We start from the raw sequence: 24,262 nt of genomic DNA, 5'->3' as shown, positions 1-24,262 counted from the left end.
CTTCGTATTGAGTCTTTGGGACTCGGCGCTCGGTGCCGCTCCTTGACCGCAGGTCACGCGAGCGGCTCGAAATGTGCGTCGTGCAGATCGCTCAGGCTCACCTGCGCGTCGCCCGACCAGCTGCGTTGATTGGCGTTATCCAGCCACAGCCAACTCACCTCATTTGGCGCGACGGGGATGTGCTGGTCCTGCGGATTGGGAAAGGGCTGGTCCTTTTCCACATATGCAAAGCGATCCCAGCGGTTGTACGACCTGGAAAATGGATGCTCCCGAGCTACCTGGGCAGCCCATACGCCCGTGCGTGGACACGGCAGCATGCCCTTGCAGCGCAGCAGCGGCTCGGGCACGCGAGTCGGGCGAGCAAGGCCTTGCGCCACACGCGGGTGCGCGGACTGCTGGACGGCCACGGCTTCGCCCATGTACGCCCAGACTGTGCGTGGTGCAACCTTTGCATAGGCGCCCATGCTGCTGCGGTCCACCATCTCGAACGCTTCGCCCCGGGCGTAGCGCTGAGGCACTTGGGCCGCCTCCCACGCGCGCTCATGTTCGCGGTGGACGTTGTACAGATGGGGCAGCCAGTAGCCGCTGTGGGGTACCAGGGACGTGGCTTCGACGACTATCGGGCGGTCTGGGGCGCGCAGCACGTGGTCTTGCGGGATATGTCCGCGGCCGGTGCGTTGTGCGCCCGGTGTGGGTTTGACGGCAGGTTTGGCGACCAAGGCCTTGGCGGCATCGACCAAGGTCTCGCGTTTGCCGTCCCACAGGGGCAACTCGGCCGGTGGCAGGGGCAGCACCTTGTCCAGGTTGGGGAAGCGCAGGTCGGGGTTGCGTTCCAAGGCATTGCCTAGTTCGTTGTAGCGCTCCGAGCGTGTTGTATCGATGGTGTTGCCGGTGAGGGGTTCGGCATGCCGAAAAGAGGACGAGAGGTAGTTCGCGCTTTTTGAACTGCCCAACTTGACGCCTTCGTGAAAAACGCGCAGCGCACGAGCGTGCGACTCATCGGTGTTTTCCAGCGTAAGCGCCAATTCGTAGGCGGCATCTTTGTTGCCCTGTGCAAGCCCGCATTCGAGCATCTTGAGTGCTACCTCGCGGTTCCCCCAAAAGCCTTGGCCAGGGTTGTCGTAGGCCCCCTTCAGTTTAGAGCCAAGATAGGCTTGAGCCGCAGCGTTCCCCATGTCCGCCGCAAGCTGCCAGAGCGCGTATGCCCGGCTCGTGTCCGTCTTCACGCCGATGCCGCGCTGATGGTACGTGCCCATCTTGTCAAAGGCAGCCGGCACGCCTTTCTTCATTAGCTCCTCGACAACCAACACTGCCTGCTCGCTGTCTTGCTGTACGCCTAAGCCACTCTCGTACAGGCCCGCCAGATTCATCGAGGCTCTCCAGTGCCCCATCGCGGCAGCCTGCTTCCAAAGCTCGGCCGCCTTCGCGTAGTCACGCTGCTTGGGCAGCAAGTCATAGCTGGTTAGCGCCATACCATGCTGGAACAGCGCATCGGCCTCGGCAGTGATCGGTGGATTGGCGTCGGCCTCGTACTGGCATGTGAACTCCGCCCTGTGCGGGTTAAAGGCCTTCAAGTTCATGTTGCGGGGCAGGTTGCTCATGTTGCAGGCGGTCAGATTGAGAAGAAGGAAGCAAAGAGTCAGAAGGTGAGTTGGCCAGCGCTGGAAGCGCGATGGTGGGCGCATGGTCAGCCGCCCCGGATGGCGCTGGTGCGTTCGTCGAGGAACTGGACAAGGAAACTCGTGAGGGATTTGCCGCCAATCTTCTTATCGAGATTGGCAGCGGCTTCCTTCTCCCAGTCCTTAAATGTCCCCTCGATCGCCGTTTTCACCGTCGCAGTCCCGCCCCCATCAAACCGTCCTTTGGTGTGCTGCGCCCACACCTGCTGTCGCAAACGCCTTGCCAGACGCGCGTCGTCGCTGGCGATGTTCATCTCGCTGTCTACCGCAAAGCTTCGCAGGTTCAAGTTGGCGCTGCCCAGCGTGAACATGCTGTCGTCGATCACCATCAGCTTGCTGTGGATGTAGACCTCGCGATAGCGCTGGGCCACGGCGTTCCTGAGCTTCTGGCTGCGGTTGGGCGGCGGCTCAGGGCGGGGCGGCATTGAGGATGGCATGGACCTGGATTGGCCGGCGTAGAGCCGGTCCCACTCCATTGTCTGGCGCGTGTAGCGCTGCTTTTCTTCCTCGATGAGTTTGGCAATCGGTAGATTGGCTTGGCTCCAATTGCCGTCATAGGTCCACAAGCTGGCCACCAGCGTGCGCATGCCCAGGGTACTGGCCAGCGTGTCACGCACGGCTTGGCTCTCCTTGCCCTTGCTGGCCGCCAGGTGAGATTGTGCAAGCTCAGACATCGGCGGCGGCGTTCTCGGCGGTGAGACAGGGTAGACCTCCTTGCGCACTCGGTGCGTCTTGTTCGTATTCGTGTAGTTGGCAAAATCCCGCTCGTATTGGGCGTGCTGCTCCAGTTCCTGCCGGATCATCGCGTCCTGTTTGGGCGCCGAATCGCCATAGCCCAACTCAGCCACAGTGTCGTGTGTGCGCGGCACCATCAGCCCGCGTTCGGGGGTCGGTATGACGACCATCACATGCAGAACCGGTATGTCCGCCATCGCCACAGGCTGTTTGCCTTGTGTGCAGGCATTTACCAACTTCAAACGCGCAGCCTTCAGGGCACGGGCCCAGTCGGTGTGCTGGAAGTACTGGTTCTCGATGTAGAGGTAGTGACGCGCAAAGCTGCTGGCTTGGTAGTAGAGGCGCTCGATCGAGCGCTCGCCACCCTCTTGGTCGGGCAGGGTGCGCAGGATTTGCGCCCGGCTGCATGCAGCCTTGAGATTGCGTGAGAGGTGCTTGGACGGTGCGTTCAGATTAACTTCTTCAGCGGCGGGACTGCCGGCGCCCTTGCCTTTCGCTTCGGCTTTGTTCCACGCTTCGACAAAGTTCTTGTACACACCCGCGACCGCATCGCCTTCGATCCGGCACACATAGTCCTGGTATGGCTTCAATGTCGGCTGGCCCGAACTGGCATGCGTCCAGTCCTTGCCCACGGAGTGGTCCTTGTCGTCGCCTTCGAAGTTCTCGCCGCGCCGCAGGTCGTTGTAGACATGTTCCTCTGTGTCCCAATAGTCGGTGACGCTATTCAGGCCCATCACGTAGGCTCGGGGGTTTTTTCCTCCGTAGTCGATGACGATGGTCTTTTGATGATGGGTTGCAACTAGCTCCAGGCCGAGCCGCTCGATGCCGGAGACGTGTATGCCGCGCTCGGCTTCTTTCTTCAAGTCAGCCACAACGTCCGCATGCACACCGCCGCGCGTGCGCAAGGAAAGGCTCTCGATGTTGCCGGCAACGACGTCACGGAACCAGCGAGCGTTGAAGAGTGCGCGCCTGTCTTGGACACGAGTTGCCACATGAAGCGACGTGTTTGGTTTTCCTTGGTGTAGCGCAGACCCAAAGCTGTCAAATGACCCGAGCTGGACTTCGTAATTTGACGCCAGCTTGTAGCCCGGCATGTTGTTGCCCGCGAGAAGAACGGCGAGGTCGCTGTGCCAGCACAGCAGACGCACCCGGACCTTCTTGCCGCTGTTGAGCTCGCCTTGGGCCGCATCGCGTAGTAGGTCGCCGTATGTGGCGCCACGAGGCCATGGCCCAAGTGTGCGATTCTCCAGTTCCATGGCGGGGTCGAACCCCCAGGCAATGATGTCGATGCTTTCCTCGGCGTTCCGGATGTCTTCGGCGATCTTGTTGAAGCTGTCTTTCCCGCAGATGTAGACCGACAGGTTGTTGAAGTGAAAAACCGGCGTCTTCGCATCGATGTTCTGCTCCAATTTCCATTGCATGCTGCCTGTGGCGCTGCACGTCTCATCGCTCAGCGGTATGACGGACTTTTGCTGGGTTTGGGGAGGTGTGGACATAGTATGACTCGTGGCATTCGCGGCGTCAGATCTCGTCAGGGCTGCCCTGGCGGTGCTGCGCGTGGTTCTTGCGGTCCTTTGGGTCGCCTTGCGCAGCGCGATAGCCTTTGGCGCTCAGGTGTTGGTCAAGGCCTTCAAGGCGGGGGGTTACCGGTAACTCGAATTCATGGCCATTGCTCAGCTTGATCTTGTAGGCGCGGGTACCCGGCTTGTGGTCTTCCATGAGAATCCGGCCCTGCGCGTCCGTGACCCCCTTGCCGATTTCGGCGCCGTCCTTGTAGAGCGTGTAGGGTTCGATGGCGACGGGGCGTCCGTCTTCCGGATGTGAGCGCAGCACAAAGGTTCGGCTCGTCTTGACGTCTTTCAGGCTCGACGTTCCGCTAACTTCCTGCGTCGGTGCGTTTTTCGGTCCGGCCATGATGTGGGTCGCGGCATATTCGATATGCCGTCCCGCAGTGGCGTCTTCGATGCCCGATGCGTTCAGGCGAATGAAGCTACCGCCGCCGTTGAGCACGAGTTCTTCCTTGGCGGTGATGGTGATCTTGTTGGCGACTTGAACAATGTTCAGCTTGGCAAGAATGCTGATGCTTTCCTCTAGCGCCTTGATGTCGATGTCACCGCCGAACGCAAACATGCGAATACCAGTGCGGTATGCAAAGAATCGAATCGCCTCACGGGCGCTCGCCAGAAAACTCTTGGCCGCAGATAAGCTGGTGTGTGCGCCGCTGGTGAGCGCCACGTGCTCGCCCGCGTGCACATGGGTGCTTTGCGTGCTGGTGCACTGGAGTCCCGCGGCGGATGCGACAAGGAGATGCGGCTCGTCTAGTTCGGGAAAAGCATCGCTTTCTGGATTGGTCTGCTTGCCCGCGCCCTTGATGGCATCGTTTTGACGCTTGATGGCCGTGGCAACGTCATCCTGATCGCCGGCGCTCTGCGCTTGGGCCTCCTGCGCAGCGCTGCCCAGCGACTCGTGCAGGTCGCGCGCCTGCGCCAGTCGCGCCACTGTCTCGTTCATGTCCTTCGCATGGCCCGCAGCCGCATCACGGGCCTCGGTGCTGATAAGCAGGCCGTCTTTGGCACGGACCACACCGTGCCCGTCGGTGCGCAGCTCGAAGCCTTCGCCTCGTGGGTCTTTGCGCCCGGCGTTGTCTTCGACTCGGGTGATGAAGCCCAGGCTCAGTTGGCTGTGCTGGTGGTCGCTCTTGAGTTGCGCCTGGATCTTCCCGCTGGTGTCGTCCATCAGCAGGTGGTTGCTTCGTCCTGCGGCGCTGTTGCCACCGCCGCCAGTCGTCAGTTCGCGCGAGCGAAATCCGCTGAGTGCGCTTTGCGTGGGCAGGCTCCATGGCGGCAGGTTCAACTGGTTGTGAACTCGCCCGGTGCAAATCGGCAGATCCGGGTCGCCGCCAATGAAATCGACGACCACTTCCTGGCCGATGCGCGGGATGTGGACGCCGCCCAACTGGTTGCCCGCCCAGGGGCTGGATACCCGCAGCCAGCAAGTGCTGTGCTGGTTCTTCTGGCCGATACGATCCCATGGGAACTGCACCTTGATGCGGCCGAATTCGTCGGTCCACAGATTCTGCCCTTCGGGACCCACCACGAGTGCGACCTGTGGGCCATGGGTGAGGGGTTTGCCACGCGTGGTTTCTGGGCGCAGGGACTCTGAGACCGGGTGGGCAGTGAAGTCCACGGCTACGCGCCACTGCTGCCTGCGTGCCCTTGTTGCATCGGGCGTCTGGCTGTCTTGGGCCACGTCTTCAATCGTGAAGTCAGTGCCGAGGATCAGGTATTCGGCGTTGGCGCTCTCGCGTGGGTGCTTGTTGAGCCTGAAGGTGCAGCCGGGTACCATGCCGCGAAGGTTGCCGCTGGCGCGCGCCCGGGCTCCGTGCGTGCGCAGGGCCTCCATGCGCACGCGGGCAAGTTGGTCGCCCTCGGCCTGCGGGTCGTTGGCATCGGCGTTGCCTGCTCGAGGCTGAGCGTAGTGGCTCCCGGCATTTCCGGCGTGCCACTGGTAGACCTCGCCGTCAGCGTGGCCTGTGGGTCGCGGATCTTTGCGACCACTGGTCAGGTCGGCTCTGGGCCTCGTGTAGTCGTAGTCCTTTGTGATGTAGCGGCCGCTGGTGAGGCGATGATTGGGGGCGAAGGCATGGACGTATTCGGCATCGACTTTCCAGCCAGCGGCGTGATATTCGACCTGCTGGTAGGCCGCACTATGGTTCTTCGTGTGGCTGCCCATGTTGTCGATGAGGACGAGCCGGTGTTTACCCTCGCTGTGCTCGAAGAAATAGTTGATGGCCCACTCTTCGCATAAACGCACGAAGAACTCGAAGTCGCTCTCGTTGTACTGGGTCTGATGGTCCCTTACGGGATAGGTCTCAATGAGTCGCTTGTCCACCGGGAAGGCATAGTCGGCAAGCAGTTCATCGAGGATGTCGACGACGGTCTTGTTCTGGAAGATCTTGCAGTCGATGGTAAGCGTGGCCAAGTGCAGCCAGGGGCGCAGGGTGAGCCGGTACTGGATGTGCCTGCCTTCTTCGCCCCAGAGTTGGGCCTCGGTGATGAGTGCGTTGATTTCGCGAACGCCTGCGCCGATGTGGTCCACCGATGCCCCGACTGCGCCAGCGAGAAACTGACCCATGCCGTCGAGGTCAATGGAGCAGCGTATCTCGCGGCCGATGAAGGAATCAAGATCGAGGTCGGCGGCGCCGCTGGCTCCAAGGTTCAGAGCGTCGGGAGTCTTCAGGAGCAGTTCGTATTCGAACAGGCTATTGATGCCTTCGTGGCCTGCAAGTCGAACAGGCTCGAGGGTGGGACAACCCAAGAAAACTGGAATGGCAGGACTGCTGACTTGAAGCGTGCGTGACGCTGCCGCGCCGATTGCGGACATATTGATTCCCCCCTGAAATCGCTCCCGGTGGACCGGGAAATGGTTTCAGAGGATTATTGCAGTCCGGTGGTGCGCGATGCGATTGCCGCTACCTCGTTCAGCGGCTTCGCCAGTGACTTTTCTACTTTTCATCAACCCTGCGCGATGCGCTGCGCCAGATGCTGCAGCGCCTCCTCGACCTGATCCACCAGGATCAGCGACAGATCGCCCGGCTGCAAGCGCGCAAGCGCCCTGTCGATGGCAATGAATTCGCCCCGGATCTCGTCGATGTAGGTGGTGCGCGTGGCGCCTTGCAACCCTTGGCGCAGCAGCCCCATCACCTCACCGTCGGCGCGACCGCGCTGCGCCGCATCCTGGTAGAGCAGCACATCGTCAAAAGCCCTGCCGAGAATGGCCGTCTGGTCGCGGATGTCTTCATCGCGCCGGTCGCCGGCGCCACTGATCACCACCGATCGGCGATTCGCCGGCATGGTGTCCACCGCTGCCACCAGCGCCCGCATTGCGTCGGTGTTGTGGCCGTAGTCGGCAATCACTGTCGCGCCGCGGTATTCCATGACGTTGAATCGCCCCGGCACGCCGGCCGCGTCGTTCATGAAGCTGGCCAGGCCGCTGCGGATGGTGTCCCAGTCCAGGCCCACGGCCCATGCCGCCGCCACTGCCGCCATCACGTTGTCCACCTGGAAGCCGATGGTGCCGTTGCGCGTGATGGGCACGTCGCGCAGCGACACCCGTTCGCGCCACGAACCCTCGGCCGCAATCAGCGAGTCCTGGTCGATGTAGACGGTGCGTTTGCCCTGCGCGCGATGCGTTGCCATGACCGGATGCGAACGGTCCGCCGTAAAGAAGATGACGCCGCCGGGGCAGGTTGCCGCCATGGCCGCCACGTTGGGGTCGGCCGCGTTGAGCACCGCATAGCCGCGCGTCGCCACGTTGCGCACGATCACGCGCTTGAGTACCGCCAGTTCTTCCACCGAGGTGATGTAGTTCAACCCCAAGTGGTCGCCACTGCCCAGGTTGGTGACCACGGCCACGCTGCAGCGGTCGAAGCCCAGCCCTTCGCGCAGGATGCCGCCGCGCGCCACTTCGAACACCGCCGCGTCCACGTCCGGGTGCAGCAGCACGTTGCGCGCGCTCTTGGGGCCACTGCAGTCGCCGCTGTCGGTCTGGCGGCCGTCGACGTACACGCCATCGGTGTTCGTCATGCCGGTGCGCAGTCCGCTGGAAGCGAGCAGGTGGTTGATGAGGCGCGCCGTCGTCGTCTTGCCGTTGGTGCCCGTGACCGCGACCACGGGAATGCGGCCGTCGTCGCCGGGCGCGAACATCGTGTCCATGACGGCCTCGCCCACCGCGCGGCCACGGCCGAAAGATGGCGAGATGTGCATGCGCAAGCCGGGCGCGGCGTTGACCTCGACCACGCCGCCGTGCTGCTCTTCGAGCGGCACCAGCACGTTTTCGCAGACCATGTCGACGCCGCAGATGTCCAGGCCAACCATCTGCGCCGCGTCCACCGCGCGTGCGGCGATCTCGGGGTGCACGGTGTCGGTCACGTCGGTCGCGGTGCCGCCGGTGGACAGGTTGGCGTTGTTGCGCAGCACCACGCGCTGGCCCAAGGCCGGCACGCTGTCGGGCGTGAGGCCCTGTGCTTCGAGTCGCCCGACGGCGATGTCATCCAGCCGGATCTTGGTGAGCGAGGTGGCGTGCCCCTCGCCGCGCCGCGGATCGAGGTTGACGGTGTGCACCAGCGCCCGAACGGTGGAATGCCCGTCGCCGATCACCTGCGGCGGATCGCGCCGTGCGGCGGCCACCAGCCGGTCGCCCACCACCAGCAGGCGGAAGTCGAAGCCCGGCAGGAACTTCTCGACCATGACTTCGCCGTATTCGGCAGCCGAGTCGTAGGCCGCATTGAACTGCTCGCGCGTCGTGATGTTGACGGTGACGCCCTTGCCCTGGTTGCCGTCCTGCGGTTTCACCACCACCGGCAGGCCGACTTCGTGCGCGGCGGCCCAGCCGTCCTCGGCGCCGCTCACGGGGCGGCCCAGCGGCACGGGCACGCCGGCGGCGTTGAGCAACTGCTTGGTGAGTTCCTTGTCCTGCGCAATGGCTTCGGCCACGCCGCTGGTGCTGTCCACTTCAGCGGCCTGGATGCGGCGCTGCTTGGAACCCCAGCCGAACTGCACCAGGCTGCCGCGCGTCAGCCGGCGGAACGGAATGTTGCGCGCCACGGCCGCATCGACGATGGAACCGGTGCTCGGGCCGAGGCGCTCGGATTCGTCCAGGTCCCGCAGCTGTGCAACCGCGTCGGCGGCGTCGAAGGCGGTGTCATTCAGCGCAGCGTTGATCAGCTGCTCCGCCAGCTTGACGGCGAGCCGGCCGACGGCTTCTTCGCTGTACTGCACCACCACTTGATAGACGCCTTCGTCCGTCGTGCCCGTGGTGTGCCCGAAGTTGACGGAGCAGCCAGCCTGCGTCTGCAATGACAGCGCGGCGTTTTCCAGCACATGCGCCAGTGCGAGCGGCTGGCCCAGCGCGATGGGATGAAGCTCGCCGATGTTCGGGAAGAGGGCGCGCAGGCGCGGCTCGAAGCCGGGCAGTTGCCCGATGCTGTTTTCAGCGCCTTTGCAGGAAACAATGGCTTCGATGGCCGTGTGACGGCTCCAGAGATTGGGGCCGCGAAGGGCGCGGATTCGGGTGACGTCCATGGATGTGGGTGTGCCGACGACGCTGTGCGATCGGTGGTCAGGCGAGTTGTTGTTCGGTTTGCGGCGCAGTCTGCGTGAGTTGCAGCGAGGCCAGCGCGGCCTGGAGGTCGGCTTCGAAGGCCTGCACTCCCGCGCCAATGAGGTTCAGCGGAATGCCCAGCGCCCACGCGGCCGCGACGGCAGCCAGCAGGCTCTCGATGCTGACACCGATATGGCTGGCGCGCCAGATCGTCAGGCGGGCCAGCCCCGGCAGGAAGGATTCGCTGCTGCCGGTGGCGAGCACGACGCGGTCCTGGCGAACCAGCACGGCCTTGCCGCCGGTGGCCTGGTGCGCGCTGAGTGCGGACGCCTGCGGATCCACGCTGTAGAGAATGACGGCGCCATCGCACAGCGGCGCCAGGCCCGCCACGCGCGGGTCGGCCGCATTGAGCACGGCCGTGCCTTCGGGCAGCACCACGTCCACTTGCGTGCGCAGCACCTTGACCATCTGGTCGCTCTCCGTCACGTCGAACTCGGCCAGCGCTTCGGCGCCTTCGAGGTCGGTGACGATGCCTACTTCGCAGCGGTCGTAGGGCAGGCCGTCGCGCAGGATCGCCTCGGCGCCGTTTTCGATGACCACGGCCTGGACCGAGCGGTTGACAAGCAGGCGATGGCCGGCCTCCCAGTTGGCGCTGTTGCGCGCATCGACGCGGCGGCGCTCCAGGAAGAGGCCGTCGCGGCAGGCCAAGCCCGTGTGCCGGCCGCCCAGGCCGATGAGCCAGGCCACCAGGCGTGCCAGCACGGCGGTGTCGCGCGAACCGGCCACGCCCACCACGGGAATGCGGCCCGCGGCGGCGCCGTTGTCGGCGTCGGGGAACAGGTGATCGAGGATGGCGCGGCCCACCGGGCGGGGCGAACCCACGGCCGGCTTCAGGTGCATCAAAAGGCCCGGGCCGGCATTGACTTCGACGATGGCGCCGCCCTGCGCGCTGAGTGGCCGGCTGATGTCCTGCGCCACGAGGTCGATGCCCGCGATGTCCAGGCCGACCACACGTGCGGCCAGCACCGCGGCGTGCGCGACTTCAGGATGCACCTGATCGGTGCAATCCACGCCCAGGTTGCCGTTGCGCTGGATGGTGACCACGCGGCCGTCAGCCGGCACGGAATGGCTGTCCAGCTCCTGCCGCTTGAGTTCGAGCTGCAGCTTGATGTCGGTGTGCGGCAGGATCACGTCCAGCGGGAATTCTTCTTCCGCACCACGGCGCGGGTCGCTGTTGAGCTGGCTCTCGATGAGTTGCGCCACGGTCTGCTCGCCGTCGCCGGTGACGGTGATGACTTCGCCGCGCGCCGCGGCCACCACCTGTCCGCCGACCACCAGCAGCCGATGCTCCGATCCGCGCACGAAGCGCTCGACCATGACGTCGCTGCCTTCCGGCTCGGCGACCGCAAAGGCCGCCAAGACTTCCTCGCGCGTCGTCAGTTCGAGCGAAACGCCGCGGCCGTGGTTGGCGTCCGAAGGCTTCACGGCCACGGGCAGGCCGATGTCTTCGGCGGCTTCCCAAGCCTCTTCGGCGCTTTCGACCACTTGGCCTTCGGGCACCGGCACGCCGCAGCTGGCCAGCAGCGACTTGGTGAGTTCCTTGTCGCTGGCGATCGATTCGCCGATGGCGCTGGTGTAGTCGGTCTCGGCGGTCCAGATGCGGCGCTGCGTGGCGCCATAGCCCAGCTGCACGAGGTTGCCGGAATTCAGGCGCAGGTGCGGGATGCCGCGATCGGTGGCGGCGCCGACGATGCAGGCCGTGCTCGGGCCGAGGTAGCAGTCCTCGACCATGGCCTTGACGGCGCCGACGGCGGTCTGCACGTCGGCCGCGGTGAAGGGGTCGTTGTTGATGGCGGCCATCATCAGCCGGTGGCCTTGCGTCAGTGCCACGCGCGCCACCTGTTCGTCGCGCGCGCGGAAAACCATGCGGTAGACGCCGTGGCGCGAGGTGCTTCGCGTCTGGCCAAAGCCCGTCGGCATGCCGGCGAGGTTGAGCAGTTCGATGACCACGTGCTCCAGCACATGGCCGGACCAGGTGCCTTCGTTCAGGCGCTGGATGAACCCGCCGCGCTCGCCCACGCCGCAGTGGTGCTCGATGAGCGCCGGCAGCAAGGTGGTGAGGCGCTCGGTGAACCCTTCGATCTTGTTGGAGGGGTAGTCCTCCAGCTCGCCCAAGTCGAGCCAGACCTCGAGCACCGGGCGGTAGGTCCAGAGATTGGGGCCGCGCAGGTAGTTAACGCGTAGGAGTTGAATGTCGTCGAAACGGGTCATGGAAACGTTCGTAGGGCGTTCCTTGGCGGCTTCATGCACGTCGGAAAGAATAAAAACGCCTTTGGGTATCGGTCAAAATCGGCGCTTGCGGGACGCCTTGCCATCTGGCGACACGTCTCGGTTTGCGGCCCGCAATCTATAAAAACATGCACCATCACGATTCAACCGGCGCCCCGGAGGGCGAAGCAGGAACCGCTTCGGAAGCGCTGAAAAACCAGCTCATTGCGGGGGAAAACGTTCTCGCAGTGCTCATGGTTGACCTTGATGTAAAACTTTGCTTCGGGGCGGGGCTGGTCGCGCTGACGGATCAACGCATCCTTTCCGGATCTTCATCAGGACAATGGCAGGCCTGGCCGCTCGGCACGCCGGGATTGGAACTGCATGTAAGCGATCACGCGGGTGTTGGCACGCTCGACCTGACCGATGGTCGCTCGCTTCTGGAACGTTGGCGTTACACGCTTTCAGGCCAGGCGGCGGCGCTGCGCTTGCTCAAGCTCTTCGGTCAGCGCGCCACGCCTGTCGCGGAGGCGACAGCCTTGACGGATGTCGAAGCCTTGCCGGCAGGCGACGAAGCGATCGAAACCGAGCTCCAGACGCCGCCAAGCACCTGGGTGTTGTTGCGGCTCGGCCGCTTTGCGCGGCCCTATCGCAAGCAGCTCATCATCGGCTTCATCCTCACGCTCGCCTCGACGGCGGCCACGCTGGTGCCGCCGTACCTGACGATTCCGCTGATGGACGACATCCTCATCCCGTTCCAGAACGGGCAGCAGATCGCCGTGCAGAAGGTTGTCCTGTTCCTCGGCGCGTTGCTGCTTTCCGCGCTGGCCGGCTGGGCCCTGGGCTGGGCGCGCACCTACTTGCTGGCGCTGGTGTCCGAACGCATCGGCGCCGACCTGCGTACCAGCACTTACGAACACTTGCTGACGTTGCCATTGGATTACTTCGGCGGCAAGCGCACTGGCGACCTGATGGCGCGGATCGGCTCGGAGACCGATCGCATCAACGTGTTCCTGTCCTTGCACGCGCTCGACTTCGCGACCGACGTGCTGATGATCGTGATGACGGCCGTCATCCTGGTCTCCATCAACCCGCTTCTGGCCATCGTCACGCTGGTGCCGTTGCCCTTCATCGCCTGGATGATCCATGTGGTGCGCGACCGCCTGCGCACCGGCTTCGAGAAGATCGACCGCGTGTGGAGCGAGGTCACCAACGTGCTGGCCGACACCATTCCCGGCATCCGCGTGGTCAAGGCCTTTGCGCAGGAAAAGCGCGAGGCCGACCGCTTCCGCACGGCCAATGCGTACAACCTCAAGGTCAACGACCGGCTCAACAAGACCTGGTCGCTGTTCACGCCCAGCGTCTCGCTCTTGACGGAAATCGGCCTGCTGGTCGTGTGGGGCTTCGGCATCTGGCAGGTAGCGCGTGGCCGCATCACGGTGGGCGTGCTCACGGCCTTCATTGCGTACATCGGGCGCTTCTACACGCGGCTCGATTCCATGAGCCGCATCGTCTCGGTTACGCAGAAGGCGGCCGCCGGTGCCAAGCGCATCTTCGACATCCTGGACCACGTGAGCAACGTGCCGGAGCCGGCCAATCCGGTGAAGCTCGATTCGGTGCAGGGCCGCATCGAGATGAAGGATCTCGGCTTCCGCTACGGCAGCCGCGCGGTCATTCGCGACCTCGACCTGGTCATCGAGCCCGGCGAAATGATCGGCCTGGTTGGCCACAGCGGATCGGGCAAGAGCACGCTGGTCAACCTGATCTGCCGCTTCTATGACGTGACGGATGGCGCCATCAAGGTCGACGGCACCGACATCCGCCGCTTCGCCGTTGCGGACTACCGGCGCCACGTGGGGCTGGTGCTGCAGGAGCCTTTCCTCTTCTTCGGAACGATCGCGCAGAACATCGCCTACGGAAAGCCCGATGCCACGCGCGAGGAAGTGGTGGCTGCCGCGCGTGCGGCCCATGCACACGACTTCATCCTTCGCTTGCCGCACGGCTACGACTCGCTGGTGGGTGAACGCGGACAGGGCCTGTCGGGCGGCGAGCGCCAGCGCATCAGCATTGCGCGGGCGCTGCTGATCGACCCGCGCATTCTCATCCTCGACGAAGCGACCTCGGCGGTGGACACCGAAACCGAAAAGGAAATACAGAAGGCGCTGGACAACCTGGTGCAAGGCCGCACCACCATTGCCATCGCCCACCGGCTCTCGACGCTGCGCAAGGCCGACCGGCTCGTGGTCATGGACCGCGGCCAGGTCGTCGAAGTCGGCCCGCACGACGAACTCATGGAACGCGAAGGCGCGTACTGGCGGCTGTACCAGGCGCAGGCCCGGCAGGTCGATGACGACGGCGAGGTGCAACCCTCGGTGCCCGCGCCCACGCATGCCGCCCACCCGGCCGGAGACGCATGATGGCGCACACGACCCTGCAACTTGAACGCGACGCCCTGGGCCGCCTGGCGATGGTCGGCGAGACGGGTGAACGTCATCCGGTGGTGCCGGTGCGCGCGTTTCCGCTCACGGCCCCTGACGACGGCATCTCGCTGGTCGGCGCCGATGGCAAGGAGCTCCTGTGGATCGACCGGCTCGACGGGCTGGCACCCGATGCGCGCAGCATGCTGGACGAATTCCTTGCCACGCGCGACTTCGCGCCCACGTTGCTCCAGCTGCACAAGGTGTCGTCCTTCGGCGTGCCGAGCACCTGGACCGTCAGCACCGACCGCGGCGACACGAGCTTCGTGCTCAAGGCCGAGGAAGACATCCGTCGGCTGGAAGATGGATCGCTGCTCATCGCCAGCGCGGCGGGCGTGCTGTTTCGCGTTCCGAAGCCCGCGGAGCTGGACCGGCCTTCGCGCAAGCTGCTCGAACGCTTCCTCTGAGCCCACGCCATGCACAACAGCGCCCTCGTGCTTTTTTCCGGCGGGCAGGATTCGACCACCTGCCTGGCCAAAGCGCTGTCAAAGTACGAGCGCGTCGAAACCATCGGCTTCGACTATGGCCAGCGCCACAGCATCGAACTCGATGTGCGGCTGGTGGTGCTGAAAAAACTTCGAGAAGCCTTCCCGCAGTGGGCGGCGCGGCTGGGTGAAGACCATCTGCTCAAGCTCGACGTGCTGGCCCAGGTCAGCGAGTCGTCGCTGACGCAGGACATCGCCTTCGCGATGCAGGCCAACGGCTTGCCCAACACTTTCGTGCCCGGCCGCAACCTGCTGTTCCTCACGCTGGCCGGCGCGCTGGCCTACCGGCGCGGGCTCGACGTCATCGTCACGGGCGTGTGCGAGACGGACTTTTCCGGCTACCCGGATTGCCGCGACGACACCATGAAGGCGATGCAACTGGCGCTGTCCCTCGGAATGGACCGGCGCCTGGTCATCGAGACGCCGCTCATGTGGATCGACAAGGCCGACACCTGGGCCATGGCACAGCGGCTGGGCGGCGAGGCCTTGCTGCGACTCATCGTCGAAGAAACCCACACCTGCTACGAAGGCGACCGGAGCCAACTGCACGCATGGGGCTATGGCTGCGGCACCTGCCCGGCCTGCGCGCTCCGGGCGCGCGGCTGGGAACGCTACGCCGCCTCGGACGCCGCCACGCGGTAGCGCGAGGCCGAGCCGGCGGGCTCGGGCACCAGCATCCAGCGCTTGCCGTGGTGCTCGCCCACCGCGGCGCGATGCGCAATCGACACCATCGCGCCTCCGGCGGCCTGGACTTGTGCCGCCAGCCGCTGGTAAAGCGTGCGCTCTGCTTCAGCATCGAGCGCACTCGTGGCCTCATCCGCGAAAAGCCACGCGGGTTTCTTGAGCAGCACCCGCGCGATGGCCAGGCGCTGCTGTTCGCCGCCCGACAGCTTCTGGCTCCACGCATCGCTGTCGTCCAGCCGGCCTGTCAGGTCGGGCAAGAGGGCATCGGTCAAGGCCTGGCGAAGTTGATCGTCGCTGTAGTCGGTCGCGGGCTCCGGATAGGCGAGCGCATCGCGCAAACTGCCGTCCGGCACGTAGGGGCGTTGCGGGATGAACATGGCGCTGTCGGGCATCGCCACCTTGCCGCGCGCAAAGGGCCAGATGCCGGCGAAGGCGCGGAACAGCGTCGACTTGCCGCTGCCCGAAGGTCCTTGCAGCAAGACGGTGTCGCCGGGGTTCACGCGCAATGCGGCGTTGGCGAGCAGGGACGTGCCATCGGGCAGCTCCACGTTCAGGCCGGTGGTTTCCAGTGCGCTTGCTTCGTCCCTGACCAGGCCGGTCTCCGGCTGCGCATGCGCGCGCATCACGTCGTCAAAACTCGTCAGGCGGTCGGCGGTGGCACGCCACACTGCCACCCGGTCGTAGTTGTCGACAAACCAGGAGAGCGCGTCCTGCACCGTGTTGAAGGCGCGGGCGACCTGCATCACCTCGCCGAACTGGATGGCGCCGCTGAAAAAGCGCGGCGCGGCCAGGAAGAAGGGAAACACCACCGCCAGTTGCCCGAACGAAGCAGTAAAGGCCACCAGGTTCTTCTGCTGCTTGATGAGGGCCAGGTAGTTGCGCAGCACGCTGGAAAAGCGCGTGTCGAGCTGCTTGTGTTCAACGGCTTCGCCCTTGTCCAGCGCAATGGCCTCGCTGTATTCGCGCACCCGCACCAGGTGATGGCGAAAGTCGGCCTCGAAGCGTTGCTGCTGGAAGTTCAGCCCGATCAGCGGCCGTCCGATGTAGTGCGTGATGACGGTGCCGACGGTGCAATAGACCACAGCCGCCCACACCATGAGGCCGGGGATGCTGAACTCGTGTCCGCTGATGTTGAACGCAAAGGCGCCCGACAGGCCCCACAGGATGCCGATGAAGGTGACCAGCGTCACGACCGAATTCAGGATGCCCATCGACAGCGTCACCGTGTAGTCGGTGAACAGTTGCATGTCTTCCTGGATGCGCTGGTCCGGGTTGTCCGGATTGGCACCCTGCGAGGTGCCGCCTTCCTGCGGACGCTGCGTGTAGCGCGCGAGCTCGATCCGGTAGAAGGTGCGGTTTTCCAGCCAGCGGCTCATGTAGCTGCGCGTCATCCAGGCGCGCCAGCGCACTTGCAACAGTTGCGTCAGGTAGAACTTGAAGATCGCCACGCCGATGCCGGCCATCGCGATGTACGTGAAGCGCAACAGTTGCGTCCAGAACACGGGCTGGTCCTTGTTCTGCAAGGCGTCGTAGAAGACGCGGCTCCAGTCGTTGAGCAGCACGGTGACATACACCGTTCCAAGGTTGAGCGCGACAACGGCGAGGAGCAGGCCTCGGGCCTTCCACTTCTCCTCGGATCGAAAGTAGGGGGCCGAGAGGGCACCGACGCGGCGCAGCGTCGCGAGCATGCTCCTGGATCGTGTGTAGACAGCATTCATGGGTGTGAGCGTGGGTTGGCGCGCGCCGGGCGCTGTGCGCCGATCGTATCGGCGCGGCTGACGTGGCGCTTAAATGGCGCTGAAGAAATTGCGGCGCGCGACGCAACTCCAGGACTTGCCCGGCTGCTGGCAAAGCCGCGAAGGCGCTCAGGAAGGGTTGCTGATGCCGCTGGACACGTGGCCCGAGGGAACGTGCCGCGCCGCGGCGTCGACGTGGCCTGTCTGGTCGTCAAAGAAGAAGTCGGGCTCGAACTCGCGCAGGAACTCGCCCTTGGGCAGGCCGCCCAGGAACATGGCCTCATCGACCTTGATGTTCCAGTTCATCAGCGTGCGGATGGCGCGTTCATGGGCCGGCGCGCTGCGGGCCGTGACGAGGGCCGTTCGGATGCGCATGTCGGCATTGCCCGCCTGTTGCAACCGTTGCAAGGCGGTGAGCAGCGGCTTGAAGGGTCCTTCCGGCAAGGGCAGCGCGGCCTTGCTGGACTCGTGCAGTTGAAAGGCGTCCAGGCCTTGCGACTGGAACACGCGCTCGGCTTCGTCGCTGAACAGCACCGCGTCGCCGTCGAAAGCGATGCGCACTTCGTTGGGGTAGGCGTCGCTGGCGTGCACCGATTCGACCAGCACGCGTGCCGCTGGAAAGCCGGCCCGCAATGCTTCGGTCACATCCTGCGCATTGGCTGACAGGAACAGGTGCGCCCGCAACGGCCGCAGATAGCCGAAAGGCGGCCGGCCCTGCGTGAAGACGCCGCGCTGCAGCTTGATGGCCGCCGCCTCGCTGGACTTGAAGATGCGCATGCCCGACACCGGATCGTTGCGCGAAAGAATGACGACCTCCACCCGCTGAACGCCGTCGTCGTTGAAGCGCAGCAGCTTGCGGATGAGCGAATAGGCAATGCCCGGTGCGGCCGGTGTGTCGAGCCGCTCGAGCTGCAGCTTCATGTAGCCCTCGTTGTCGCCGGTCTCGAACAGCTTGTTCTCTTCTTCCAGATTGAACAGCGCCCGCGAGGAAATCGCGACCACGAGCTTGTCGTCCAGGGTGACGGGCATGGTGTTACTTGACGAACTGGTTGAGCTGGATGATGGGCAGCAGCACCGCCAGCACGATCATCATCACCACCGCGCCCATCGCGACGATGAGCAATGGCTCGAGGATCGTGGCCAGGTGCATCGCGCGGCGCTGCACTTCGGCGCCCAACTGATTGGCGGCACGCTGCAGCATCAGCGGCAACTGGCCGGTCTGCTCGCCCAAGCGCGCGAACATCGACACCAGGCCGGGAAAGCGCTTCTTCTGCGCCAGCGCAGAGGCCAGCGGCGCTCCTTCGCGCACGAGCACAAGAGCGTCGAGCGCGTCGGCCCGCATGGCGCGATTGCCCAGCGTTTCCGACGCCGCCTGCAGCGCCCGCAGGATCGGCACCCCCGCCGTGGCCAGCATGGCGAGCGTGCTGGCAAAGCGTGCCGCGTTGTAGCCACGCGCGAGCTTGCCAATGAGTGGCAGCGTCAGCCACACGGCGTCGAACTTCTCGCGAAAGGCGGGCCGCGCCAGCGCCACGCGCGCCGCAATTGCGAAGACGATGAGCACCCCCAAAATCAGGAAGCCGTAGTTGCGCACCATGCTGCTCAGCCCCAGCATCGCCACCGTGAGAAAGGGCAGGGCCCGCTTCGTTCCGGCGAACACGTTCGCGACCTGCGGCACCACATAGGTCACCAGGAACACGACGATGGCAATGGCCACCAGCGTGACGATGGCCGGGTACAGCGCTGCGCCCACCAGCTTCTGCTGCAAGGCTTGGCGCTGTTCGAGGTCGTCCGCCAGGCGCTCCAGCACGAGGCCGAGGTTGCCGCTTTGCTCGCCCGCGCCGATCACCGCCGTGTAGATGGGCGAGAACTCCCGCGGGAACGCCGACATGGCGCGTGCAAACGGCGAGCCCGCGTTGACTTCGGCGCGCAGCGATGCCACCAGGTTTCGCTGGTTCTCCGTTTCCGCTTCGTCCGTGAGGGCGGTGAGGGCCCGCTCCAGCGGCAAGCCCGAGGAAACCAGCCCGGCGAGCTGGCGCGTCCAGACGGCAAGGCCCGTGGCGTTGAAGACCCGGCCGCCACCAAAGTGGCGTTGCCATCCGCCGGGCTTGACGCCCGTGTCGCGCTCGCTGCCGACCGATTCGACCGAGAGCGGAATCAGCGCCTGCGCGCGCAGCAGCCCACGCGCTGCGCGTGCGGTGTCGGCCTCGAGCACGCCCTTGCGTGGCTGGCCTTGTTGATCGATGGCTTCAAAGGAATAGGCGGGCATGGAATCTGGCGCCAGAATGGCTGTCTGCCGCATTGTCGACGGTCCGCAAGCTTCGCCGTCGGGCGGGTTTCCATTACTTTAGAGGAGACAGCAGATGTTTCAGGACAAACTTCTGGCCGGCCAGCGCTTCCTGGTGACGGGCGGCGGCACCGGCCTGGGCCGTTCGATGGCCGAGCGCTTTCTTGGGCTGGGCGCTGACGTCGCCATCTGCGGCCGGCGTGTGTCGGTATGCGAAGAGACCGCGGCGCAGTGGCGCAGCCAGTTTCCAGAGCGTCGCATCGACACCTTCGGCGTCGACATCCGCAACGCGCAGAGCGTGGACGAGATGGTGACGAGCCTGTGGGAATCGGGTGGCCTGACGGGCTTGGTCAACAACGCAGCCGGCAATTTCGTCGCGCCGACGGAAAGCCTGTCGCCGCGCGCATTCGACGCGATTGCCAACATCGTCTTCCACGGTACGTTCTACGTGACGCAAGCCGTGGGCAAGCGCTGGATCGAGGAGGCGCGTGCCGGCAAGTGGAAGGCCGGATCGCCCTTCCGCAGCGTCATGAGCATCATCGTGACGTGGGTGGACAACGGCGGGCCCTATGTCGTGCCCTCGGCCATGAGCAAGGCCGGCATCGAGGTGATGACCAAGTCGCTGGCCCTCGAGTGGGCGCGCTATGGCATCCGGCTCAACGCCGTCGGGCCGGGCGAGATTCCGACTGAAGGCATGAGCAAGCGGCTCAATCCGGGTGAAGAGCCGGGGCAGCGCACGCGTGAGAGCAACCCGATGGCGCGAACCGGCGAGATGAGCGAACTGCAGAACCTTGCGACCTTCCTCATGTCGCCGGGTCAATGCGACTGGCTGACCGGCCAGAGCATCATGATGGACGGCGGCCAGGCCGCGGCCACGGGTGGCAACTTCTATGCGCTGCGTGAGTGGAACGACGCCGACTGGCAGGCGGCGCGTGAACGCATCGAGGCGCAGAACGCGAAGGACAAGGCGCAGCGCTGACTGGGTTTTTCTCCCTCCCCTTCGGGGGAGGGCTGGGGTGGGGGCACCGGGCCTTTGCGCTGCGACAGCGCATCCACCGCCCATGCCCCCATCCCAACCTTCCCCCGGAGGGGGAAGGAGTGAAGACAGGTTTCAGTCGCGCGTGACGCGGAGCAATTCGGCGCGCGATGTGACGCCGGCCTGCACCAACCGCTCGCCGTCTTCCCGCATGGATCGCAGCCCCCCACGCTCGGCCGCGACAAAGAGCTGGCTCTCCGGCGCACGGCTGTGGATGAGCGACTGCACCTGGTCGTCCGCCACCAGCAGTTCGAAGATGCCGGTGCGCCCTTGGTAGCCCGTCAGGCCGCAGGTGTCGCAACCCGCACCCTGGCACACCGTGCACACCTTGCGCACCAAGCGCTGCGCCAGCACGCCCAGCAAGGACGAACTCAGCAGGAAAGGCTCCACGCCCATGTCGGTCAAGCGCGTCACGGCACTCACCGAATCGTTGGTGTGCAGCGTCGCCAGCACCAGGTGGCCGGTGAGCGAGGCCTGGATGGCGATCTGCGCGGTTTCGAAGTCGCGGATTTCGCCGATCATGATCACGTCCGGGTCTTGCCGCAGGATCGCGCGCAGGGCCTTGGCAAAGGTCAGGTCGATCTTGGCGTTGACCTGCGTCTGGCCGACGCCCGACAGCTCGTATTCGATCGGGTCTTCGACCGTCATGATGTTGCTGCGCGTGGCGTCCAGGCGGCTCAGCGCGGCATAGAGCGTGGTCGTCTTGCCCGAGCCGGTGGGCCCCGTCACCAGGATGATGCCGTGCGGCTGGCCGATCAGGCTTTCGAAACGCGACAGCGTGTCGCCCTGCATGCCAACGGCCTCGAGCGTGAGCCGGCTTTCGTTCTTGTCCAGAAGGCGCAGGACCGCGCGCTCGCCGTGTGCACTGGGCAGCGTCGACACGCGCACGTCCACCGCGCGGGTGCCGATGCGCAGCGAAATGCGGCCGTCTTGCGGCAGCCGCTTTTCGGCGATGTCGAGGTCGGCCATGATCTTCAGGCGCGAGATGAGCGCCGCGTGCAGCGCACGATTGGGTTGCACCACTTCGCGCAATGTGCCGTCGATGCGGAAGCGCACGGACGACGTGCGTTCATACGGCTCGATGTGGATGTCGCTCGCGCCGTCGCGCGCCGCCTGCGTGAGCAGCGCGTTCAGCATGCGGATGATGGGCGCGTCGCCCGCGCTTTCCAGCAAGTCTTCGACGGCCGGCAACTCCTGCATCATGCGCGAGAGGTCGGCGTCGCTCTGCACCTCGCTGACCACGGCGGCCGCGTTCGATTCGCCTTGCGCATAAGCGGCGCTGATGCGTTGTGCCAGGGCCGCGGGCGGCAGGGGTTCGAAGGCCGTGACCTTGTACTTGCGCGCGACCTCGCTGAGCGCGCTCTTGGCCGGCGACTGCGGCATCCACAGCGTGCAGGTGCCGTCGTCCGACTGTTCGAGCAACAGTTGCTGGCCGCGTGCAAAGGCGTAGGGCAGGGGATAGCGCATCGCCAATACTTTAGGGCAGTTCGCGTCGCGAAGACGGGTCTGCGGTGGGCGGCAGCGCGCCCTTGAGCGGGCTGGGGCGCAGCGGCGTGACATCGCCGGTCGACAGCGGTTCTGGCGGCGGGACCAGGCGGGTGCCCTCGATGCGGCGGTCGCTGCTGCCTGTGCCCGGGGTCGTTGGCTTGAGCGCGGCTGGAGGGGCCCCCACCATCGGCGGCAAGACGGCCGACTCGCTGACCCCGCGCAGGAAGATGTTCTGGTCGGGCTGCGTCTTCTGCTGCAACGAGCGGATCGTGTCGTACCGGTCGTAGGTCAGCGTGTCGCCGACGGCGGTGTCGCGAACGACCACCGGCCGCAGGAACACCATCAGGTTGGTCTTCTTGCGCGTGCGCGATTCGTTGCGGAACAGGGCGCCCACCACCGGGATGTCGCCGGCCAGCGGAACCTTGTCGGTCTGGTTGCCGTATTCGTCCTGCAGCAGGCCGCCCAGCACGATGATGTTGCCGTCGTCGACCAGCACGTTCGATTCGATCGAGCGCTTGTTGGTGGTCGGGCCGTTGATGTTGTTCGTGGTGTTGGCCTGGATCGTCGAGACCTCCTGGAAGATCTGCATCTTCACGGTGTTGTCTTCGTTGATAGTGGGGCGCACCCGCAGGGTCAGGCCCACGTCCTTGCGCTCGATCGTCTGGAACGGGTTGACCGTGTTTGTGGAGCTGCCGGTGTTGGTGTACTGGCCGGTCACAAAGGGCACGTTCTGGCCGATCACGATCTTGGCCTCTTCGTTGTCCAGCGTCAGCAGGTTGGGCGTCGAGAGGACGTTTCCTTCGTCGTTGCTCTGGAGGAAGTTGGCCAGGAAGCCAAGGATGGTTTGGCCGTTGAGCGTGGCGGTGATGCCGATGTTCAAACCGGGGGCGAGCCCGACGGGAGTGCCATTGGCGCCCAGGGTGACGCCAAGGATATTGGCGCCCGTCACGCTGGAGTTGCTGCCAATGAGCTGGTTGGACCTGCCCCCGAGCAAGCCCTGCCACTGGATGCCGAACTGGGCCGCCTTGTCGGCATTCACCTCGACGATCAGGCACTCGACCATCACCTGTGCGCGCCGTCCGTCGAGCTTGTCGATGACGGCGCGCAGTTGCCGGTATTGCGGCTCGGACGCCGTGATGATCAGCGAGTTGGTCGAAGGGTCGGCCTGCACCTGCCCGCCGGTCGAGGGCTGGTTGGCGTTGTTCAGGGGCGTGTTGCCGGGCGTGGTTCCGCCACTGCCTTGCAGGTTGCCCAGTTGCTGGTTCTGTTGTTGCTGGGCCTGGCCTGGCGCCGTCGCGCCGGCTCCGCCCGCTGCACCGGCCGTGCCGCCGCTGGCCATCGCAGCGCGCAGCGTGGTGGCCAGGCGCACCGCGTCCGCGTTCTTGAGGTACACGACGTAGATGTTGCCCGCCGCGCCGTTGGGCGTTTCCAGCGGTGCACGGTCGAGCTTGTCGATCAGCGTGCGCACGAGTTGCGCGCGTGCCGGGTTGGCCGCGCGCAGGATGATCGTGTTGCTGCGCGGCTCGGCCAGCAGCGTGGTGCGGAACGACGCATCGGCCTGACCGGGCGCCGGGGCGCCGGGTGCCGCCGTGCTGCCGCCTTCGATCAGGCGCGTGATCAGCGGCACGAGGTCGGTGGCAATGGAATTGCGCAACTGGATCACTTCCACGTCGGACGCATTGGGCACGTCCAGTGCCGCCACGATGCGCGCCAGCCGCCGCATGTTTTCCGCGTAGTCGGTGATCACGAGCGAGTTGTTGCCCGGGTTCACGTTGATGGTGTTGTTGGGCGCAATCAGCGGACGCAGTACCGGCAGCAGGTTGTTGGCCGATTCGTAGTTGAGCTTGAAGACCTGCGTGACGATCTGGTTGCCCGCCACGCGGTTCGTGGCGCCCGTCGATGTGGTGACGGTGCTGGTCTGCAGCTTGGCGTCGGCTTCGGGCACGATCTTGTAGAGGCCGTCTGCTTCGACGATGGCAAAGCCCTGCAGGCGCAGCGCGGCGGCGAACTGGTTGAAGGCAACCGCCGGCGCCACGGCGCGGTCGGTGACCAGGTTGATGGTGCCCTTGACGCGCGGATCGACGACCACGTCGCGCCCGGTGACCACCGCCATGGTGCGCGCCACGGATTCGATCTCGGCGTTGCTGAAGTTCAGCGTGATCGGCTCGCCGCGCTGGGGCGCCGCAGCGGGTTCCTGCGCAATGGCCGATGGCAGGCAGGTGGCGATCAGCAGTTGCGCCGCGAGTGCGAGAACGCCGATGCGAACGCCGTGTGACAGAGGCTTCATGT

General features: G+C 65.2%; 14 protein-coding genes. 4 read left to right on the top strand and 10 right to left on the bottom strand.

Annotation, left to right across the window (positions count from 1 at the left end; genetic code table 11):
- Positions 1 to 53: 53 nt before the first annotated feature.
- From QTI66_RS20335 to QTI66_RS20315, 5 genes are all read right to left on the bottom strand, one after another.
- Entirely contained in the window at positions 54 to 1,601 is a 1,548-nt protein-coding gene (locus QTI66_RS20335; RefSeq protein WP_286561670.1) for a tetratricopeptide repeat protein, read from the bottom strand.
- An 86-nt stretch (positions 1,602 to 1,687) separates the two neighbouring features.
- Positions 1,688 to 3,910 carry a phospholipase D-like domain-containing protein gene (locus QTI66_RS20330; RefSeq protein WP_286561669.1) on the bottom strand — a complete coding sequence of 741 codons (2,223 nt, stop codon included), beginning with the start codon at positions 3,908 to 3,910 and terminating at the stop codon, positions 1,688 to 1,690.
- A 25-nt stretch (positions 3,911 to 3,935) separates the two neighbouring features.
- Entirely contained in the window at positions 3,936 to 6,731 is a 2,796-nt protein-coding gene (locus QTI66_RS20325; RefSeq protein WP_286561668.1) for a type VI secretion system Vgr family protein, read from the bottom strand.
- Positions 6,732 to 6,928: 197 nt separating this feature from the next.
- Positions 6,929 to 9,496 (bottom strand): cyanophycin synthetase, encoded by a 2,568-nt coding sequence (gene cphA, locus QTI66_RS20320; protein ID WP_286561667.1) that lies wholly within the window; start codon positions 9,494 to 9,496, stop codon positions 6,929 to 6,931.
- Positions 9,497 to 9,533: 37 nt separating this feature from the next.
- Entirely contained in the window at positions 9,534 to 11,786 is a 2,253-nt protein-coding gene (locus QTI66_RS20315) for a cyanophycin synthetase (RefSeq protein WP_286561666.1), read from the bottom strand.
- A 146-nt stretch (positions 11,787 to 11,932) separates the two neighbouring features.
- On the opposite strand from QTI66_RS20315, the gene QTI66_RS20310 reads away from it, so the two are divergent.
- From QTI66_RS20310 to queC, 3 genes are read left to right on the top strand one after another with little or no spacing between them, the layout of a single operon-like run.
- Positions 11,933 to 14,200 (top strand): cyanophycin metabolism-associated ABC transporter, encoded by a 2,268-nt coding sequence (locus tag QTI66_RS20310; protein ID WP_286561665.1) that lies wholly within the window; start codon positions 11,933 to 11,935, stop codon positions 14,198 to 14,200.
- Positions 14,197 to 14,667 (top strand): cyanophycin metabolism-associated DUF1854 family protein, encoded by a 471-nt coding sequence (locus QTI66_RS20305; RefSeq protein ID WP_286561664.1) that lies wholly within the window; start codon positions 14,197 to 14,199, stop codon positions 14,665 to 14,667. The genes QTI66_RS20310 and QTI66_RS20305 overlap by 4 nt, the downstream gene beginning before the upstream one ends.
- Before the next feature lie 9 nt (positions 14,668 to 14,676).
- The gene (gene queC / locus QTI66_RS20300) at positions 14,677 to 15,387 is read left to right on the top strand and encodes a 7-cyano-7-deazaguanine synthase QueC (RefSeq protein WP_286561663.1); all 711 of its coding nucleotides are present in this window, start codon (positions 14,677 to 14,679) and stop codon (positions 15,385 to 15,387) included.
- On the opposite strand, the gene QTI66_RS20295 is transcribed toward queC, so the two are convergent.
- The 3 genes from QTI66_RS20295 to gspF form a co-directional block, all read right to left on the bottom strand.
- Entirely contained in the window at positions 15,357 to 17,117 is a 1,761-nt protein-coding gene (locus QTI66_RS20295; protein WP_444815025.1) for an ABC transporter ATP-binding protein/permease, read from the bottom strand. The two genes, queC and QTI66_RS20295, sit on opposite strands and share 31 nt — an antisense overlap.
- A gap of 177 nt (positions 17,118 to 17,294) precedes the next feature.
- The gene (locus QTI66_RS20290) at positions 17,295 to 18,194 is read right to left on the bottom strand and encodes a 5'-nucleotidase (protein WP_286561661.1); all 900 of its coding nucleotides are present in this window, start codon (positions 18,192 to 18,194) and stop codon (positions 17,295 to 17,297) included.
- 4 nt (positions 18,195 to 18,198) lie between these two features.
- Positions 18,199 to 19,431 (bottom strand): type II secretion system inner membrane protein GspF, encoded by a 1,233-nt coding sequence (gene gspF / locus QTI66_RS20285; protein WP_286561660.1) that lies wholly within the window; start codon positions 19,429 to 19,431, stop codon positions 18,199 to 18,201.
- Positions 19,432 to 19,525: 94 nt separating this feature from the next.
- Between gspF and QTI66_RS20280 the strand changes: the two genes are divergently transcribed.
- Positions 19,526 to 20,428 carry an SDR family oxidoreductase gene (locus tag QTI66_RS20280; protein ID WP_286561659.1) on the top strand — a complete coding sequence of 301 codons (903 nt, stop codon included), beginning with the start codon at positions 19,526 to 19,528 and terminating at the stop codon, positions 20,426 to 20,428.
- Between the two features lie 132 nt (positions 20,429 to 20,560).
- On the opposite strand, the gene QTI66_RS20275 is transcribed toward QTI66_RS20280, so the two are convergent.
- Both QTI66_RS20275 and gspD read right to left on the bottom strand, forming a co-directional pair.
- Entirely contained in the window at positions 20,561 to 21,952 is a 1,392-nt protein-coding gene (locus QTI66_RS20275; RefSeq protein ID WP_286561658.1) for a GspE/PulE family protein, read from the bottom strand.
- A 10-nt stretch (positions 21,953 to 21,962) separates the two neighbouring features.
- A complete protein-coding gene (gspD, locus tag QTI66_RS20270; RefSeq protein ID WP_286561657.1) occupies positions 21,963 to 24,260 on the bottom strand; it encodes a type II secretion system secretin GspD in 2,298 nt (765 codons plus the stop codon).
- Positions 24,261 to 24,262 lie beyond the last annotated feature (2 nt).

It is taken from the genome of Variovorax brevis (assembly GCF_030317105.1).
Taxonomy (GTDB): Bacteria; Pseudomonadota; Gammaproteobacteria; order Burkholderiales; family Burkholderiaceae_C; genus Variovorax; species Variovorax brevis.
The sequence above is the reverse complement of the archived record's forward strand: the minus strand, read 5'-3'. Positions and strand labels throughout refer to the sequence as shown.